We start from the raw sequence: 17,360 nt of genomic DNA, 5'->3' as shown, positions 1-17,360 counted from the left end.
CGATTGTTTTGGCGCTACGCGCGAAATCTATGCTCAATGACCTCTGGTACAAGAACGCGATCATTTATTGCCTCTCGGTGGGCACTTTCATGGACGCGAACGGCGACGGCGTCGGCGACTTCCAGGGTCTGATGCGCAGGCTCGATTACATTCAGGGGCTGGGCATGACGACGATCTGGCTGATGCCCATCCACCCGTCGCCCGGGCGCGACAACGGCTACGACGTCTGCGACTACTACAACGTCGATCCGAAGTACGGCACGCTCGGCGATTTCTCCGAGTTCACCCATGCGTGCGCCGAGCGTGGCTTGCGCGTCATCATCGATCTGGTGGTCAATCATACGTCCGACCAGCATCCGTGGTTCCTCGAAGCACGCAGCGACCCTACATCGAAATATCGCGACTGGTATGTCTGGTCAGATACGAAACCGCCCGATGCGCAACGCGGCGTGGCGTTTCCGGGCGTGCAGAAGTCGACGTGGAGTTTCGACAAGCGGGCGAAACGCTGGTACTTCCATCGCTTCTATGATTTTCAACCGGACCTGAATACGTCGAATCCCCACGTGCAGGCGGAACTGCTGAAGATCATGGGCTTCTGGATCCAGCTGGGGGTGTCCGGATTCCGCATGGACGCGGTGCCCTTCGTCATCGCGACGAAGGGCCCGAAAGTGCGCCGCCCGGTCGAGCAATATGACATGTTGCGAACCTTCCGCGAGTTTCTGCAGTGGCGCCAGGGTGACGCGATCATCCTGGCCGAAGCCAACGTGCTGCCCAAAACGGATCTTCACTACTTCGGCGACGCGGGCGAGCGCCTGCCGATGATGTTCAACTTCCGGGTCAATCAAAACACGTTCTACACGCTCGCGACGGGCAACACGAAGCCGTTGAAGGACGCGCTGCTGGCGACGAAGCCACGGCCGCCCAGTGCGCAATGGGGAGTATTTCTGCGCAATCACGACGAACTCGATCTGGGCCGTCTGACGCCCGCCCAGCGCGCCGCCGTGTTCGCCGCGTTCGCCCCGGACCGCGACATGCAGCTGTATGGGCGCGGCATCCGCCGCAGACTTGCGCCGATGCTGGCGGGCGACAGACGCCGTCTGGAACTTGCCTACAGCCTGATGCTGAGCTTGCCCGGTACGCCCGTGTTCCGGTATGGCGATGAAATCGGCATGGGCGACGACCTGCGCAGGCCCGAGCGTCAGTGCGCGCGCACGCCGATGCAATGGTCGGGCGAGCCGCAAGGCGGCTTCACCAGCCATCCAAAGCCGCCCGTTCCGGTGATCTCCGGCGGGGCTTATGGCTTCGAGCGGGTCAACGTGGCGAAGCAGCGACGCGATCCCAATTCGTTTCTCAACTGGACGGAGCGGATGATTCGCATGCGCCGGGAAGTGCCCGAAGTCAGCTGGGGCGACTTCGAAGTGCTGCCCACTTCGCGAAACGATGTGCTCGCGCTCATTTATCACTGGCGTAACAACTCCGTGCTGTTTCTGCATAACTTCCGCGCCGACGCGTGTACCGTCGAGTTCCGTCTAAGCTCCAACGAACCGGGCCGAGGGTCGCTGATCAATCTTCTGTCCGACGACCACAGCGACGCTAACGATGACGGCTGCCACGCAGTGGTTCTCGAGCCGTTCGGATACCGGTGGTATCGGGTGGGCGGCCTCGACTATCTGCTCAGGCGGACCGAGGTCTAGCAACGCCGGGCGAAGGTTAAACTGATACGATCGCGAGCCTCTGATCGTTCGCGGACTCCCGCGATATGCGGGCTCACGCGAATGGTCAGCCTGCACGACTCATCGGATACGCAATCGGAAAAAGGAATGTCATGGCAAAGGATCAAATAGTCTGGGGAATTTTGGGCGCCGCAAAAATCAACGACAAGGTGGTCGTGCCCATCCACAACGCGCCGAAGTGTCGGGTGAAAGGCATCGCGTCACGCTCCCTGGAGAAGGCGCGGGAAGCCGCGGCCAGATATGGTCTGGCTGTCGCATACGACAGCTACGAGGCGCTCCTCGCGGACCCGGAAATCGACGCGGTCTATATTCCATTGCCCAATCATCTCCACGTGGAATGGACGATTAAAGCGGTCGAGGCGGGCAAGCACGTGCTGTGTGAGAAACCGATCAGCCTGGACGCTCAACAGGTCGAACGACTGATCGCCGCTCGCGACACGAATGGCCGGTACATCCAGGAAGCCTTCATGGTTCGCACGCACCCGCAGTGGTTGAAAGTGCGGACCTTGATCGACGAAGGTACGATCGGCGAATTGCGGGCAGTGACAGGCGGTTTCACCTATCACAACACGAACGAAAACAATATCCGCAACAAGAGCGAGCTAGGTGGCGGCGGTCTGCTCGATATCGGTTGCTATCCGATCACGACCTCGCGCTTCACGATCGGCCGTGAGCCACGGCGCGTAGTGGCGCTGTTGGAGCAGGATCCTGCATTCAAAGTGGACCGGCTCGGCTCGGTGCTGATGGACTTCGACGGCGTGCAGGCGAGCTTCTTTTACTCGACTCAAACGTATCCCTATCAACGGATGCAATTTCACGGTACCAAAGGGCGCATCGAAGTCGAGATTCCATTCAATGCACCAAACGATCGACCGACGCGCCTGTTGATCAGTGAACACAATAGCGACGGTGTCGCGACTGATCGCTGGCTGGAAATTCCGGTGTGCGATCAATATGGCGTAGCCGCGGCCACGTTTGCGGAGGCGATCTTGACTGGAGGCCCGCAAGCTATTCCGCTGGAAGATGCGCGCGCGAACATGCGGGTGATCGATGCCGTGTTCCGCTCGGCTCAATCGGGCGCGTGGGAGAGCATCGCTGAAGGTTGAAGTGCAGCGCTGACACCGCGTCCGGTTGTTCGATTCGCGATGTCTGCATTGGCAAAGACCGCTATCGCAAACCAAAGCCATAGGCCAGCCCATTGGCGAGCGGCAGCGGTCCCTACTTGGCCGGCGCAGTGATATCGCAGTCTCCGCCTTGAACGCCGCTGCCCGTTTTTTTCAGGGTGATCACGAGTCTGCTCCCTCTGTTTGCCGTCATGATCTGACCATAGCTAACGGTAGGAATGAACTGGATATCCGGCGCGACCGCCACCGGCGGATTTCTCGACCCATCGACGGTCAGGTCGAGCTCCACGGTGACCGAGTCGATTGCAGCGCCGAGATCCTGCTTCCGGCCGGCTTGATCTTTGCGGAAATTGCACAGGCCCTGGAGAACCTGCTCGAGAGCAGTCGGGATATCGACCGGCTTGCCCGGTGCGATCGGAGGCGTGTTGCAGCCGACGATCACGAACGGCAACATGCAAAGCGCTACATATCGGCGGGCTCGCATCGGCTCTCCCCTCGATCTGATGGACGTGGTGTGTGCCTTCCCGTGCTGTCGCTGGTTCAGTGTCCAGCGGGCGCCCGCGAACCCAAACGCTCAATACCTGAGATTGCTGGCCCCTTCGTGCAAGGGTGCCACGTGCGGATGTCGAGTCAATCGGACCATGGTCCTAGGACCGTCGCGGGGTCGTCGTCACAGTGCGAGGCAAGTGGATGTATCCGACGCCAACGAAGCGGTATCGGATGCGGCCGCCACCGTCGGTCCATTCAGGACGACGGTGATCGAGCCATCGCAGCGATTCAGTGAGCCCTCACTCGTCCGCCAAAAAAGTAGGATGACTCGTGCGAATCTGATCGATCTGACTCAGCGTCCCCGACAGATGCTTGCGCAGCGCCGCCTGCGCGGCCGCGACATCGCCGTTGTCGATCGCGTCGACGATCTCCGTGTGATCGCGCACCACTGCCATGGTCTTGCCCTCCACCGGCAGATTCAGCCGCCGCAGCCGGTCGATATGGCCGCTCAGCCTGCGCACCAGATCCCATAGCTGCGGCACGCCCGCCGCCTCGTACATCTGCCGATGAAACGCCTGATCGAGCAGCGAGAACTGTTCGTAGTTCTTCAGGTCGAGCAATTCCGTTTGCCGCGCGATCGTGACGCGCAGTTGCGCGATCAGCGCGGCGTCGCGCTGCTCCGCGAGCGTGCGCACCACTTCGAGTTCGATCGAGCGGCGCAGGAAGTGCGCCTGCAGCGCGGAGGTCACGTTGATCTGGCTGACGACGGTCGCGTGCTGCGGATAGATGTCGACGAGACCTTCCTCGCCGAGCTTCATCAGCGCATCGCGCACAGGCGTCTGGCTGAGCCCGTACCGGTTCGCCAGCTCGGTGCGCGACAGCACCGTGCCCGGTGTCAGTTCGAGCGAAAGGATCATCTCGCGCAGTCGTTCGAAGACTTGCGGCGCGGCGTGGCGGGAGCGGTCGAGCCGGGTGACCGTCGACGAGTGAGCGTGGTTTTTCATGGCAGAAACTGAAGCATGGAAGCAGGCGGACCCGTGTGGCGGCCCGCTGAGGCACTAGTACTATAGCCGACGCCCGCCCCTTCCAGCGGGCTTGCGAGCGGAATTCGCCACAAAGTGGACATGAGTATTTACCCCACTGACGCACTAATACATTAGTGCTTTACTATCCGTCCCATCAAACTCCTCTTATGCCGATTGCCATCATGACTCGCGACATCACCATCACGCAGGTGCGCATCACCCCGATCGCCTTCCGCGACGGCCCGCTGCTCAACGCCGCCGGAATCCACGAACCTTGGGCGCTGCGCGCCATCGTCGAGCTGGAGACGAGCGACGGCCGCGTCGGCATCTCCGAGACCTATGGCGACGAACCGATGCTGCGCGTGCTCGAGCAGGCGAAGTCGCTGGTGATCGGCCTGTCGCCGTTCGACCTCAATCGCATGGAAGAGCGCGTGCGCGCCACGGTCAAGGCGAGCCCCGGCGCGGTCGAATTCGAACTCGCGCCCGGCTCGCACTCGGCGAAGAACGCGCCGAAAGTCATCAGCACGCTCGAAGTGGCGATGCTCGACCTGCAAGGGCAGATCGTCGGCGCGCCGATCGTCGACCTGCTCGGCGGCAAGGTGCGCGACGCCGTGCCCTACAGCGCCTATCTGTTCTTCAAATACGCCGAGCACATCGACAAGCCCTATGCGCCCGATGCGTGGGGCGAAGGCCTGAGCCCCGAGCAGATCGTCGCGCAGGCGCGTCGGATGATCGAGCTGTATGGCTTCCAGAGCATCAAGCTGAAGGGCGGCGTGTTCGAACCGGCGCATGAAATCGCCTGCATGCGCGCGCTGCACCAGGCATTCCCCGGCGTGCCGCTGCGCCTCGACCCGAACGCCAACTGGACGCTCGAAACGAGCATCGCCGCCGCCCCCGAACTCGACGAGCTGCTCGAGTACTACGAAGACCCGTGTCCGGGTCTCGAAGGGATGGCCGAACTGGCGAAGCACACGCGCCTGCCGCTCGCGACCAACATGGTCATCACGACGATGGAAGACTTCCGGCGCGGCGCCGAGATGGGTTCGGTCAAGGTCCTGCTGTCGGATCACCACTACTGGGGCGGCCTGCGCGCCACCCAGACGCTCGCGCGCATGTGCAAGCTGTGGGATCTCGGCATGTCGATGCACTCGAACTCGCACCTCGGCATCAGCCTGATGGCCATGACGCACGTCGCGGCCAGCATCCCCAACCTGACCTATGCGTGCGACACGCACTACCCGTGGCAGGAAGAAGAAGTCATCAAGGGCGGCCGCGTGAAGTTCGACAACGGCTCGGTGCGCGTGCCGACCACGCCGGGCCTCGGCGTCGAGCTCGACCGCGAGCGCCTCGCCGAGCTGCATGCGCAGTATCTGTCGTGTGGCGTGCGCAATCGCGATGACCTGTCGCAGATGCGCAAGTACGAGCCGGGCTTCACCGGCAAGAATCCGCGCTTTTAATTCTCGCTTCCAATCCGAGCCAACGAGGCCCGCGACGCGCAACGCGCGTCGCAATCGAAGGAGACAACCCCCATGACTAGCCCGATTGCCGCCACGGCGCGGCCCGAGCTCGCCGGCGCGCTGGCGAGCGCAGTGCGTAAGATCAAGTGGCGCGTGCTGCCGCTGTTCGTCGTGATGTTCATCGTCAACTACATCGACCGCGTGAACATCGGTTTCGTGCGTCAGCATCTGAGCGCCGATCTCGGCATCGGCGCGGCGGCCTATGGGCTCGGCGCGGGGCTCTTCTTCATCAGCTACGCGATTTTCGAAGTGCCGTCGAACATCCTGCTGCAGCGCTACGGCGCGAAGCTGTGGCTCGCGCGCATCATGCTCACGTGGGGGCTGGCCGCGGCAGGCATGGCATTCGTGCGCGGCGAGACGTCGTTCTACGCGATGCGGCTCGTGCTCGGCGCAGCCGAAGCGGGCTTCTTTCCCGGCGTCATCTACTACTTCACGCAATGGCTGCCGAGCAACGAGCGCGGCAAGGCGATGGCGATCTTCCTGAGCGGCTCGGCGCTCGCATCGGTGCTGTCCGGGCCGATCTCCGGCGGGCTGATGCTGATCGAAGGCGCCGGGCTGCGCGGCTGGCAGTGGATGTTCATCATCGAAGGCATGTTCTCGGTCGTGCTCGCGGGCTTCATCCTGCTGTGGCTCGACTCGAAGCCGCGCGACGCCGCCTGGCTCAGCCGCGCCGAGCAGGACGCGATTCTCGATACTGTCGACGAAGAGCAACGCCAGCGCGCCGCCGCACACCCGGTCAAGCCATCGCTGGGCGCGCTGCTGCGCGATCCGCAAATCCTGATCTTTTGCCTGATCTATTTCGCAGTGTCGCTGACCATTTACGGCGCGACCTTCTGGCTGCCCAGCATCATCCGCAAGATGGGCCATTTCAACGATTTCCAGGTCGGCCTGTTCAACTCGATTCCGTGGCTGATCTCGATCGCCGCGATGTCTCTGTTCGCGATGCTCGCGGCACGCTTCAAGTTCCAGCAGGCGTGGGTCGCGTGCGTGCTGCTGATCGCCGCGCTCGGCATGTATACGGCCGGCCAGGGCGGCCCGGTGTTCTCGTTCGTCGCGATCTGCTTTGCCGCGATCGGCTTCAAGGCGGCCTCGTCGCTGTTCTGGGTGATCCCGCAGGGCTATCTCGATGCGCGGATTTCCGCCGCGGTGCTGGCCCTGATCAACTCGATCGGCAACCTCGGCGGCTTCGTCGCGCCTGCGACCTTCGGCTTCCTCGAACAGAAGACCGGCTCGATCGAAGGCGGCCTCACTGGACTCGCGGTGATGTCGGTGGTTGCTGCCGGGGTCGTGTTCTTCTCCCGCATGAGCCCGCGCGAAGGATTGCCCGTCTCCGCGCATTGACCGCATCGAACGACAGTACAGACATCATTTCTAAAAACCTTCAGGAGACTCGATGAAAACGATAGACGCAACGACGGCCGTCGCACGCACGGCCGTCGGACGATACCGGTGGACCATCTGCGCGATGATCTTCGCCGCGACGACGATCAACTACATGGATCGTCAGATGCTCGGCCTGCTCGCGCCGCTGCTGCAAAAAGACATCGGCTGGAGCCAGGTGCAGTACGCGCAGACCGTGATGGTGTTTACGGTCGCTTATGCGGTGGGTCTGGCGATCTTCGGCCGCATCGCGGATCGCGTCAGCACGAAGAAGGTGTACGGCAGCGCGATGGCGCTGTGGAGTCTCGCGGCGATGCTGCACGCGGTGGCGTCGACCGTGCCGGGTTTCGCAGCCGTGCGCGGTCTGCTCGGCTTCGGCGAAGCGGCGAATTTTCCGGTTGCGATCCGCACCACGGCAACGTGGTTTCCAAAGAAAGAACGCGCGCTCGCGACGGGCTTCTGGAACATGGGCGCGACGATCGGCGGCATCGTCGCACCGGCCTTCGTGCCGATCGCCGCGGTGATGTGGGGCTGGCGCGCGACCTTCATCGCGGGCGGCGCGACGGGCTTCATCTGGCTTGCGGTGTGGCTGCTGGTTTATCGGCAACCCTCGGAGCATCCGTCGGTATCGAAGGAAGAACTCGACTACATCAATGCGGATCGCGAAGAAGTAGTCGAGCAGAAAGTCAGTTGGCTGTCGGTGCTCAAGTACCGCGAAACGTGGGCGTTCGTCTTCGGCAAGCTGCTGACCGATCCGGTGTGGTGGTTCTATCTGTTCTGGCTGCCCAAGTGGCTCAACGAGTCGCGTCATATCGACATCGGCAACATGGGCCTGCCGCTGATCGCGATCTATACGATGTCATCGGTCGGCAGTGTGGCGGGTGGCTGGCTGTCGTCGCGCTTGATGGCGCGCACCAACAGGCCGAATTTCGCGCGCAAGCTGACGATGCTCATCTGTGCGTTATGTGTGGTGCCGATCGCTACGCTGTCGTACTTCCAGAGCCTGTGGTGGGCGGTGTTCGCCGTGGGTCTCGCGGCGGCGGCGCACCAGGGCTGGTCGGCGAACCTCGTCACGACGGTTGGCGACGTGTTCCCGAAGCGGCTGGTCGGCACGGTGGTCGGTATCGGCGGCGTGGCGGGGATGGTCGGTTCGTTCTTCTTTTCCGGCGTGATCGGCGAGACGTTGCAGCGCACCGGGCAGTATTGGGCGCTGTTCACTGTTGGCGCGTCGGCGTATCTGGTTGCACTGGGCATCATCCACCTGCTGATGCCGCGCATGACGGCGGTGAAGTTGCGCGATTGAAGTAGCTCTGCTGAGCCATCCAAAGCGTGGGGCGCACGAGGCGCTACGGTCCTTATGACCGTAGCGCCTCGTTACACATGGTCAGCCATACTTGCGCCATATCTCACCCGCATAGAAACGGCACGACATGAAGCGGGCGCCTGCAAACAGAATGGCGAGAAAAATGCATACGCCCGTCGCAACGGTTTGGGCAGTACCCCACTGCTCGTCAACGCACAGCAGCAGCATAGCGACCCAAAGCAGAAAGCACGTCGCGAGTTCCGCGGCGGGAAACAGGCTATAGCCATATTCCGCTTTCCAGGGCACGTCGAGCGTCGAGGGTTGCTTCGCTACAAGATTCAGCGCTACGCCGTGTCCGTGCGGAAGCGCGACAAGCTGGGCTCCCTGCCCGAAGTGCGCCATCTTTGCTGCGAGCGCCTGCACGATCCACCGGGCGACAGGCGCTTGTGGGCCAATGGCCGGATCGAGCGCATGTTCGTCAACCTTCAGCCCGGTATCTCTGACAGCCCCCAACGTTGCATGTTGCGACAGTCCCTTGAGCCGGCTATGCCAGAAATGGCGGATCCGGTCATGCGGCACCTGTTGCGCGCGCAGCAGCAGCGCAAGCGACTCATCGACGTCGACCGCATCCGAGATGCGCTGACGCAACAGCCACGCCTGCTGCTTGATACCCGGCTTGTCGTCAAGAAGTGCGGCCGAGCCGAACAACAGCGCCACCGCCGACTCCGACGCCTCAGGCGACGCGTCCGGACCATGGTCATTCAGATGCCACGCCAGCAGCAGGCGATAACGTGGCGTCCTGTCGATCACGAACGATGCGGATGCGTACGGCGCTTGGATATCGTCCTCGAACCACGCATCGGCGAATGCGGGGGCTGCGTCGTTGTTCATCCAGCGGATGCGAGGCCGCCCCGGTAGATCCAGACATTCCCACACGGTCCGAACGTCCACCGACGACTCTGCGCGCTCGCACTGGATCACGATTTCGAACGAGCCGCTACGCGCGGCGCGCGTGAGTTTGCCCGTCAATGGGATAAGGAGTTGTTCGAGCATCGCATGAACGCGCGACAGGCCATTGGCCGAATCGAGTCCATCGAGCGCCATCACCTTTCCGGGATTCTCTGGCGGTTTACCCTCGAGGCTCAACATCCGTTCGCCGAGGTCGGGTTCGGGCGTCAGAATCACGCTGTCGAGCACCGCAATACCTTTGCGCGAGAGTTGGTGCCAACGGTTCAGGAGATGACGGCGCGCGCTGTTCTTTACGGCAGCCTCGAACGCGAAGCCTCCGTATAGCGCGCGGTGCAATGCAATACAGAACGCCAGCCAGACGGCGAGCGGCAACAGCAGGACGTACCGTACGAAATCAGCGGAAACGACGGACTTGCCCTGAGCCCACATAGCCACGGTCAGACCGACAGCGACACACTCGACGACCACGAACAGCAGAAGGTAGGTCCATACGGGCGGCGGTTTGCTCGCCGTCCACTCAGCGGGTATGGGCTGATCCCAGCGAAATTTCATTGGCGCACCGTCATCGGTCAGGCCTCGTCGGTCCACTCGCATTGCGAGGCAATGAGCCGTGGCGGGGGGTTACAGCGACATCGGCAAAGATCGTTTTCGAGCGCATGCCGTTTGCCGCTCAGGCTGTGATCTGAACGTTCGCCGTGCGCTTCGATGCGACCGATTGAGTGGCAGGCGGGACATTGAACCCGTGCCCCTACGTAGCTTAGTTTGCGGTCATCGAGGCCGATGTCGTCGAGGCCATCGAGCACGATTCCGTTAGCCGTCGTCCGGTCATGCTGCAATATGCAGGCGCGCTCTGCCATGTCAGGCTCCAATCCATTCCCAATCGGTGTCGCCGGCATCGGCTCGCGTTGCTGGCATCGGCTGTCCGCGACGCAAGGCGACGATGCGGGTCATGTCATAGCGGTAGGTTGAGCGCTGGTGAAGCGGACCGGTGCGCAGGCGCGCAATCCATCGCCCGGATCGCGGACATGTTGCGCCCGGCATGCAATGGTGCTGGGTGCCGTCCTCACAGTCGAACGATGATGGGCTGGTAGGCGTTGGTGCGCTGCCTTCCCACACCCACTGCACCGGCCCGTTGATTTCGACGCCGTTGCCCTGCTCCATCGGCATCTTGACGTTGTCGGTCGTGGCCACGTCCCCGGCCTTGAAGGGCTTCAGATTAAGGCTGCGATAGTGGGCGCCGGATGCCACGCGGGCTGCGCGGTAGAGGCCGTTCTCAGGGAATGTTCCTGCTGGCAGGATCGGCTGCAAAGACATATCCGCGCGATGCTTTGCTTCCCACTGCTCGCGCTCCTCGGGCGTCGATGGATAGTCATGGTCGAAAGTGAGGCGTGTTTTGATGGGTCTAAAGTCTACCTGGGTCGACAGCCCCCATCCGTACCCTTCGTATTCAATTCTCATGAACGCGGCGCCGGAAAGCTCGTAGTCCCCTTTGACAATCCTGCTGTCGGGAACTGTCTCGAATCTAAGAATTTTTCCTTCTCCTGGATTCAGAGAAACGACTCCATCAGGGAATTCGTCAAGATTGGTTAGCTTTTGACCCGACAGCGGGAAACCCCAATCGTCGCGCGGATTGACCGCCCCGATCTTGCTAAAAGGAGCGACTCCAAGTTCTCCTCCGATCGTGTTGCCCGGCCACTGATCCGATGTCTTAAACCTTATCCAGCGAATCCCGGAATTGATGAAGCGTACGGAAACGACGTAGCGATCGGATTTGCGTTCGATCTTCAGGGTGGTGAAATCCAGTTTGATCAGCTTGCGGCCTTGCGTCCGTGCCTGCTCCGCTAACCTGAAAGGCGTATCGAGGACCCTGCGCTTAAGTCGCTCAGGAATCAACCGCAAGGAACCTGATTTGCTAACAGCTTTCCCATTGTCTAAACACACAATGTTGAATGTCGCGGCGGGGTCATGAGTTTCAGGTCCACCCGTCTGGATATCCTTGCCACACAGGATTTCCGCCACGTCCTTCAGATCCTGAATATCTCGGTTTTGCAGATCAAGCACGAAAACGCCGATGCCGGTTTGGAGATCATCGTTGATCGTATCCCCTTTGGCGAAATAGAACCTGCTATCACCGTCGAAGCTCATCTCTCTCGAACCGTATTGGAGACCGCCAGCCCACGAAAGAGAAAACGCGCCGGGGTGTAAGACATCGTCATTTAAATTATTCGCCATCGCGTATCTTCCTGCCGTCCATAGCGTAGCCAAAGACAAAAAAGCTACACTTAGTATCTTGAAAAAATTCGAGTAACCATTATCTTTTAACCTGAACAGTCTCCGCCTTCGCAGGCGAGTCCCCGCTTTCCACTTTGGCGTTCTTCGCAAGCGCAACAGGCGCGTCATAACCAACCCGACACAATTTGCTTGTATAGACAGAAAACCATCTTCGAATGTACTTAAGGTAACAAGGTGAAGTACTAGCTATAGGACGACGACATCCACCACCCATAAGATTGTTTCAATTTTTATTGCTCAATATTTAGCCACAGCCTTATTTTTGCGTCCCAATTCAAAATCACGGTCGTTCTGTCATGCATGCAATATGCAGCCACGCTCTTCCGTCTCAGGCCCCACCCATTCCCAATCTGCCCGGTCGCTCTCGGCCCGGATAGATGGCATCGGCTGGCCACGTCGCCGCCTCACAAGACTTGACAGGTCATGTTGGTATTCCGGGTACCGGAAATCCGATCCCACATCGACGCGGGCAACCCAGCGGCCACTGCGCGGACATATCGAACCCGGAGTACAGAACTGCCGGGTGTCATCGATGATGTCGAACGAGTACTGCTTGACCGACGTCGGTGCGGTGGCCTGCCACTCCCACTGCACGGGCCCGCTGATGTTGATGCCGTTCCCGTTCTCCATCAGCATCTTCACTTTATCCCTGGCCGCCACGTCCCCGACCTTGAATCGTTTGACCTGAAGGCTGCGATAGCGGACACCGGAAATCAGCGTCACGGCGCGATACAGACCTTCCTCCGCGAACGTCTCGCCTGGCTTCACTGGGAAGTAGGACATTCTGGCCCGTTGTGTCACTTCCCACTGCTCGCGCTCTTCGGGCGTCCACGGATAGTCGCGATCGAAGGTAACCCGCGTGGGATTCTTGTGATTCGAATTGAAATCGACTCGTACCAGACTCGATTGAATGCCGACGACTTCCATGTTCATGAATGCGCCGATATTCAAGTCGTAGGTGCCGGCAGCGAATTTACTGACTGAGCTGGTTTTCATTTTGATCACCACGTCACTGTGCGCCGGCAAATTGACTTCGCCATCTGGAAACTGCGCGGGGTCGACGAGATTCGTGCCAGCAAGTGCAAGTCCAAATTGATCCTGATCACTGTCACCCAAACGGTAGCCATTCACACCGAGGATATCCATATACTTGCCCATTCTGGTGTCCCACTTATCGGGTGTCTTGAACTTGATCGGGTAATCTCCGCCATTGATGAACCTGAAAGAAACCACAAAGCCGTCCTTGTCACGATCGACTGAAACAAGAGCAAGGTCGAGCTTCACGAGTTTTCGTCCGTCCCGAATCGCTGCCTCTTTCAGTTTGCTCATCAGAGCATGGATCTTTCTTTCGACATCCCGACTAAAATCTTTAACAAAACTGCTTCTAGTCTCTCCGTTGCATCTGGCGATGTAAAGATCGAGAATCGGCACGTCACTCGCAGGGTCCTTCGGAGAACACAACAACTCCGCAAGCTTCCTGGCGTCTTCCAGATTCTGATTCAGTAGTTTCAGTTCAAATATTCCAACTCCGCTCATATATCTGAGGTCATCGGAATCGCCGATCTGGACCGTCAGCACATCTTCTGCAACCGATATTTCGTTGTTTCCATAGGCGTTGAGGCTGCCATCCGCATCGCCATTTGTCGTATAGCTGAATTGCATTGACTGATTCCCGGGGTTTGTTATCTCAGCGTGCGCATTGCTTCCAATCAGGAACAACGAGAGGGCCGCACTCCTCAGATATTCCATCCATGGATTACGCTTCATAGCCGACCCGCCACAATTTATTCGTCGCGAGCGAAAACTGACGCCGCACATATTCCAGGTAGTACGGCCGGATAATTGCCGAAGGGCGACCATCCCGCTGTGGCGCGTTAGCACCGCCGCCCATCAGGTTTTGATCTGAATAACCTTGCCATACCATGGCTCCCGCGTTGGCATCGACCAGCGAAAAATCAATCTGTTCGTCCTTGATATACGCTTCATGCAGCCAACCGCCTTGACCGAAATACTCGTCGGGAAAATTGAAATAGTGGCCGCACTCATGCGCCTCGACGTTCGCGATCGGATAGTCGTGTATGACATTCTGGTTATCCTTCCATTTATGCTGTTCCCCCCACGAAGACGTATCTGCCCGAAGAACGGAGGGGTACAGGTGAAGCGAAACATGCTCGCTGAATCCCTTCAGAGGCACGCCCTTAACCGATACACGCAGGTCTACCTTGAAGGACACTTTCACCCGGCATCCGCACGCGGCCCCTTTGGCGCAACCGTCCAGGATCAGTTTGTAGCTCCCCTGATTCAGCACCGCCTCGATACGACTTCTCACTGCGCTGACGTCATATTTATCCCCCAACGCATCGCGATAGTCCTTTTTCACGCCCTTCTCTGTGGAGCCCGGCGTCAGCCTCCAATGCTCCAGATAGTTGTATGGAATCGTTTGAGGACGAATTGAAGGATCACGATTTCCTTCTGCATCGACGGGAAACAGATCCATCGGGATCAGCATCACCCGAACCGTGCAGACAATCGCCTTGTCTTGCTCGCTATAAGCAAATTCGAAAATCGAATCCCTCGAACCACCACCCCGATACCGAGTTGTTCCATCCTTGCTCTTCCACGGTGTCCGGTCATTCAACACCCCCCAATACGACCGGGCTTCGATGCGCTCCCGTACATCGGCCTTCAGGTCCGATATTTTCCAATCGCAGGGAACGGCATTCACCAGCCTGATAGGATCAGGCGCAACATAAGCCTGTTGCTGATCGCCGGGACTATTCAACGTGACCTTGGCTCCAGCCACCCCCGAATCCACATTCGACGGCTTGCCGTCAAATGGCGAAAAGGCGGACGCACCCGGTGGTACGCCTTCGCTGGATCGACGCGAGAAGAAATCGCCAAATGGTGACGGTGCCACCGCTCCCGCATTCCGGGCCGGGGCCATCAAAGGCGCTGGCTCGGGCGGCGGCACGAAGGCCGGATTGGTGCGCCAGACTTCGCACTGCGTGGTGTAGGGGACAAACTTCGGCGCAAACGCCACCCCGCCCAAATCCATCTGCGCCGGCCCCGTCTTCTTGAGGCTACTCGTCTTGAACAGCACGCCGCCGCGCGTACCCATCTCGATCCCACCGGGCGTCATGCGCAGATACGATCCGCCGACGTTCAGCACGATCTCCTTCGACGACTTCACATGCAATACGCCGTCCACGGTCTCCACAGTCATGTCCTGCTGCGACGCAAGCTGCATCGCCCCACGTTGAGCCTGCACGACGACATTGCCCGCCGCCGAAATCAGACTCATGCCTTTCTGCGCGAACAGCGAGATCACATCGCGAGCGGCAACGGTGAAGCGCTTGAGCGTGCTGAAGTGGACGCCCTTTTTCGCTGTCGCGATGATCGAACCATCGGCGGCAAACTGCACGCCGTCGCCCGACAAGACACCGACAGGTCCCGGCGCGGCGATAACGGCACCGGGCTTTTTGAGTTCGTCCAGATCGGCGCTGATGGCCTTCTGCGCCTCGATGTCGGCGGGCGAAGCCTTCGACGCCTCGGCGGACCGCGCGAGCGATTCCGCGAGCGCCAGCATCTGCTTGAGCTGCGCAACCGTCTCGGCCATGCTGAGCTGTTTGCCGCTGCCGCCGGGCCGGTCGTAGGCGGACAGCATCACACCCGCGCCGCCTCGCGTCACAGCGTGACCGGACGTGCGCAGTTCCGCTCCCGCGCCGCGTGATTTGAGTTCGCCGTCGGCAAGATAGCCGAGGTTCAATTGCGAGCGGCCGGAGTGCTCCGTACCAAGCTCGATACCTTGTTGGTCGTCCCAATCGTCCATCCACAGCTTGTTACCTGACTGCGTGCGGATTTCGTTGCGCGACATGCGACGCCGCGACGAATTGATAAGGTCGGGACGCTCGCTGTTATGGAGGAACCCGACGATGATCGGCTTGTTCGGGTTGCCTTCCCTGAAGCCGATCAGCGCTTCGTCGCCGTCGAGCGCCGGCATGTGAAGGCCAGTATGGTTTTTGCCGGCGAACGGCTTGGCAAGCCGCAATGGCACGCTCTCAGCGCCTTTAGGCCAGCTGCCGAAATCGCAGTGGAATCGCGCGATATATTCGCCCTTCTCAGTGAGGTACGCGAATTTGTACTGGCCGGGCGAGGATATCGTCGCACCTAGCGTGCCGTGAATCCTCGGCCACCGGCTTTCGTCGATCATCATGCGATAGGGCCGGTTCGCGGGCATCGCCCGGAACGTGTTCATGTAGCTTTCGGCGCGCGAGCCGCGATGCACGACCCTCGTCACGAGCATGCCCGCGATCGCATCTTCATGCGCGTTGTCCGACTTCACGATGCAGCCGGGCCGCACCGCGAGCACCGTTGATTCGACCTTGTACCGCACCTGCCGCGCGCGAGCGGCCTCATGTCGCAACTGCGCTTCGCGTTTCGCACCGGCCTCGTCCTGGTGGTGCGTGCCCCACACGTACGGCGTGCCGAGCATGGTGTCGTCGTCCGTAACGACGCCGCTTTCGTCGCGAATGCGGTCCCACGCGCTCTCAGGGTTGTAGTCCGCGACCACGTACGATTTGGGTACAGTGCGCGTGTGCGCCTCGAGGGAATAGATCGATTCCTCGAACGTGGACAGGTCGGCGCTGGGACGATCCAGTACCGGAATTGGCGGACGCGTGTAGCCGTCGATGTCGTCGGCGATGACCAGTACCTCGCCATGCGCACCAGTCGTCGTATAGCAGTACAGGCCGGCCTGCTCCATTTCGAGCCTGATGTACGGCCAGTCGCCCATGTTGTACTGGAAGCGGAAGGCATGCTTCGGGTGCTCGCGGCGCAGCCTGAATTCGACCCCCATCCACGGACGCAGATTGTGACGGTCCAGAACCTCCTTGACGATCTGCCACGACGCAAGCCCCTGATACGTCGCGCAATTGCTGGGGCCGTCGAGTACAGCCAGATGCTGACGAATCACGACGCGATAGGTATGGCCGTCGCGCGATTCGGAAACCGAATCGAATTTCGCCACGAACCCATGAAATTCCCGGTGCGCGCGACTGTCCTCGGGATCGATCGAAAATCGCGCGAACTGACCCAGCACGTCCTTTCGAGGGATAGCAAGCGGAGCCGAAATCACCGCCTTGATGCAATAGGGCTCGCAGATTTCCTCGCGGATCTCCCAGGACACGACGGATACTTCCGGCCCCGGTAACGGCTTGCCGCTTTCGCTGTCTCGACGCGCCTCACGCCGTATGAATTTAAGGTGCGCGGCCTGGCGTCCGGTCAGATAGCTCCGCACTCGCTCCAATGTTGAACTCAAATTGATCCCGTATGATCTGGCTGAATTTTTAGCCTGATTAATTTTCCATTTAAACCATACAAGGTCAATTGCTTTAATTTGAGACGAGCCGGTTTTGACAAGGATTAAAGATCGTTTTGAGACACCTCATTTTTTGAATACGCTTCAAGCAGCATTTGCATCTGCTCGAATTGCTGGATCGCGAGCGCAACGAAGAAGCGTCTGAAGCGAT

The 17,360-nt window shown here is 60.1% G+C and carries 12 protein-coding genes; 5 read left to right on the top strand and 7 right to left on the bottom strand.

The features are described 5' to 3' along the window. Positions 1-29 precede the first annotated feature (29 nt). Together EVC45_RS14665 and EVC45_RS14660 are read left to right on the top strand one after the other, a co-directional pair. The gene (locus EVC45_RS14665; protein WP_129958694.1) at positions 30-1,694 is read left to right on the top strand and encodes an alpha-amylase family protein; all 1,665 of its coding nucleotides are present in this window, start codon (positions 30-32) and stop codon (positions 1,692-1,694) included. Between the two features lie 131 nt (positions 1,695-1,825). Further along, positions 1,826-2,839: a Gfo/Idh/MocA family protein gene (locus tag EVC45_RS14660; protein ID WP_129958693.1), complete on the top strand. Its 1,014-nt coding sequence runs from the start codon at positions 1,826-1,828 to the stop codon at positions 2,837-2,839. A gap of 112 nt (positions 2,840-2,951) precedes the next feature. Here the strand turns inward: EVC45_RS14660 and EVC45_RS14655 are convergent, their stop codons facing one another. Both EVC45_RS14655 and EVC45_RS14650 read right to left on the bottom strand, forming a co-directional pair. Then, positions 2,952-3,311, bottom strand: a complete 360-nt coding sequence (locus tag EVC45_RS14655; RefSeq protein ID WP_248295137.1) for a hypothetical protein — start codon at positions 3,309-3,311, stop codon at positions 2,952-2,954. 334 nt (positions 3,312-3,645) lie between these two features. Further along, a complete protein-coding gene (locus EVC45_RS14650; RefSeq protein WP_129958691.1) occupies positions 3,646-4,350 on the bottom strand; it encodes a GntR family transcriptional regulator in 705 nt (234 codons plus the stop codon). Between the two features lie 203 nt (positions 4,351-4,553). On the opposite strand from EVC45_RS14650, the gene EVC45_RS14645 reads away from it, so the two are divergent. From EVC45_RS14645 to EVC45_RS14635, 3 genes are all read left to right on the top strand, one after another. Then, entirely contained in the window at positions 4,554-5,828 is a 1,275-nt protein-coding gene (locus EVC45_RS14645; protein ID WP_211193420.1) for a glucarate dehydratase family protein, read from the top strand. 72 nt (positions 5,829-5,900) lie between these two features. Beyond that, positions 5,901-7,229 (top strand): MFS transporter, encoded by a 1,329-nt coding sequence (locus EVC45_RS14640; protein WP_129958689.1) that lies wholly within the window; start codon positions 5,901-5,903, stop codon positions 7,227-7,229. Positions 7,230-7,281: 52 nt separating this feature from the next. Further along, positions 7,282-8,571 (top strand): MFS transporter, encoded by a 1,290-nt coding sequence (locus EVC45_RS14635; protein ID WP_129958688.1) that lies wholly within the window; start codon positions 7,282-7,284, stop codon positions 8,569-8,571. A gap of 81 nt (positions 8,572-8,652) precedes the next feature. Here EVC45_RS14635 and EVC45_RS14630 read toward each other — a convergent pair whose 3' ends face one another. The 5 genes from EVC45_RS14630 to EVC45_RS14610 form a co-directional block, all read right to left on the bottom strand. Next, positions 8,653-10,092, bottom strand: a complete 1,440-nt coding sequence (locus tag EVC45_RS14630; RefSeq protein WP_129958687.1) for a hypothetical protein — start codon at positions 10,090-10,092, stop codon at positions 8,653-8,655. 17 nt (positions 10,093-10,109) lie between these two features. Next, a complete protein-coding gene (locus EVC45_RS14625; protein ID WP_129958686.1) occupies positions 10,110-10,397 on the bottom strand; it encodes a PAAR domain-containing protein in 288 nt (95 codons plus the stop codon). A gap of 1 nt (position 10,398) precedes the next feature. Further along, positions 10,399-11,772 carry a hypothetical protein gene (locus tag EVC45_RS14620; RefSeq protein WP_129958685.1) on the bottom strand — a complete coding sequence of 458 codons (1,374 nt, stop codon included), beginning with the start codon at positions 11,770-11,772 and terminating at the stop codon, positions 10,399-10,401. Positions 11,773-12,126: 354 nt separating this feature from the next. Further along, entirely contained in the window at positions 12,127-13,494 is a 1,368-nt protein-coding gene (locus tag EVC45_RS14615; RefSeq protein WP_248295136.1) for a hypothetical protein, read from the bottom strand. A 94-nt stretch (positions 13,495-13,588) separates the two neighbouring features. After that, entirely contained in the window at positions 13,589-17,128 is a 3,540-nt protein-coding gene (locus tag EVC45_RS14610; protein WP_129958683.1) for a type VI secretion system Vgr family protein, read from the bottom strand. Positions 17,129-17,360 lie beyond the last annotated feature (232 nt).

Origin of the sequence: Paraburkholderia sp. UYCP14C, from assembly GCF_004197395.1 — a bacterium.
GTDB lineage: Bacteria > Pseudomonadota > Gammaproteobacteria > Burkholderiales > Burkholderiaceae > Paraburkholderia.
This window is presented reverse-complemented; position numbering and strand designations above follow the sequence as displayed.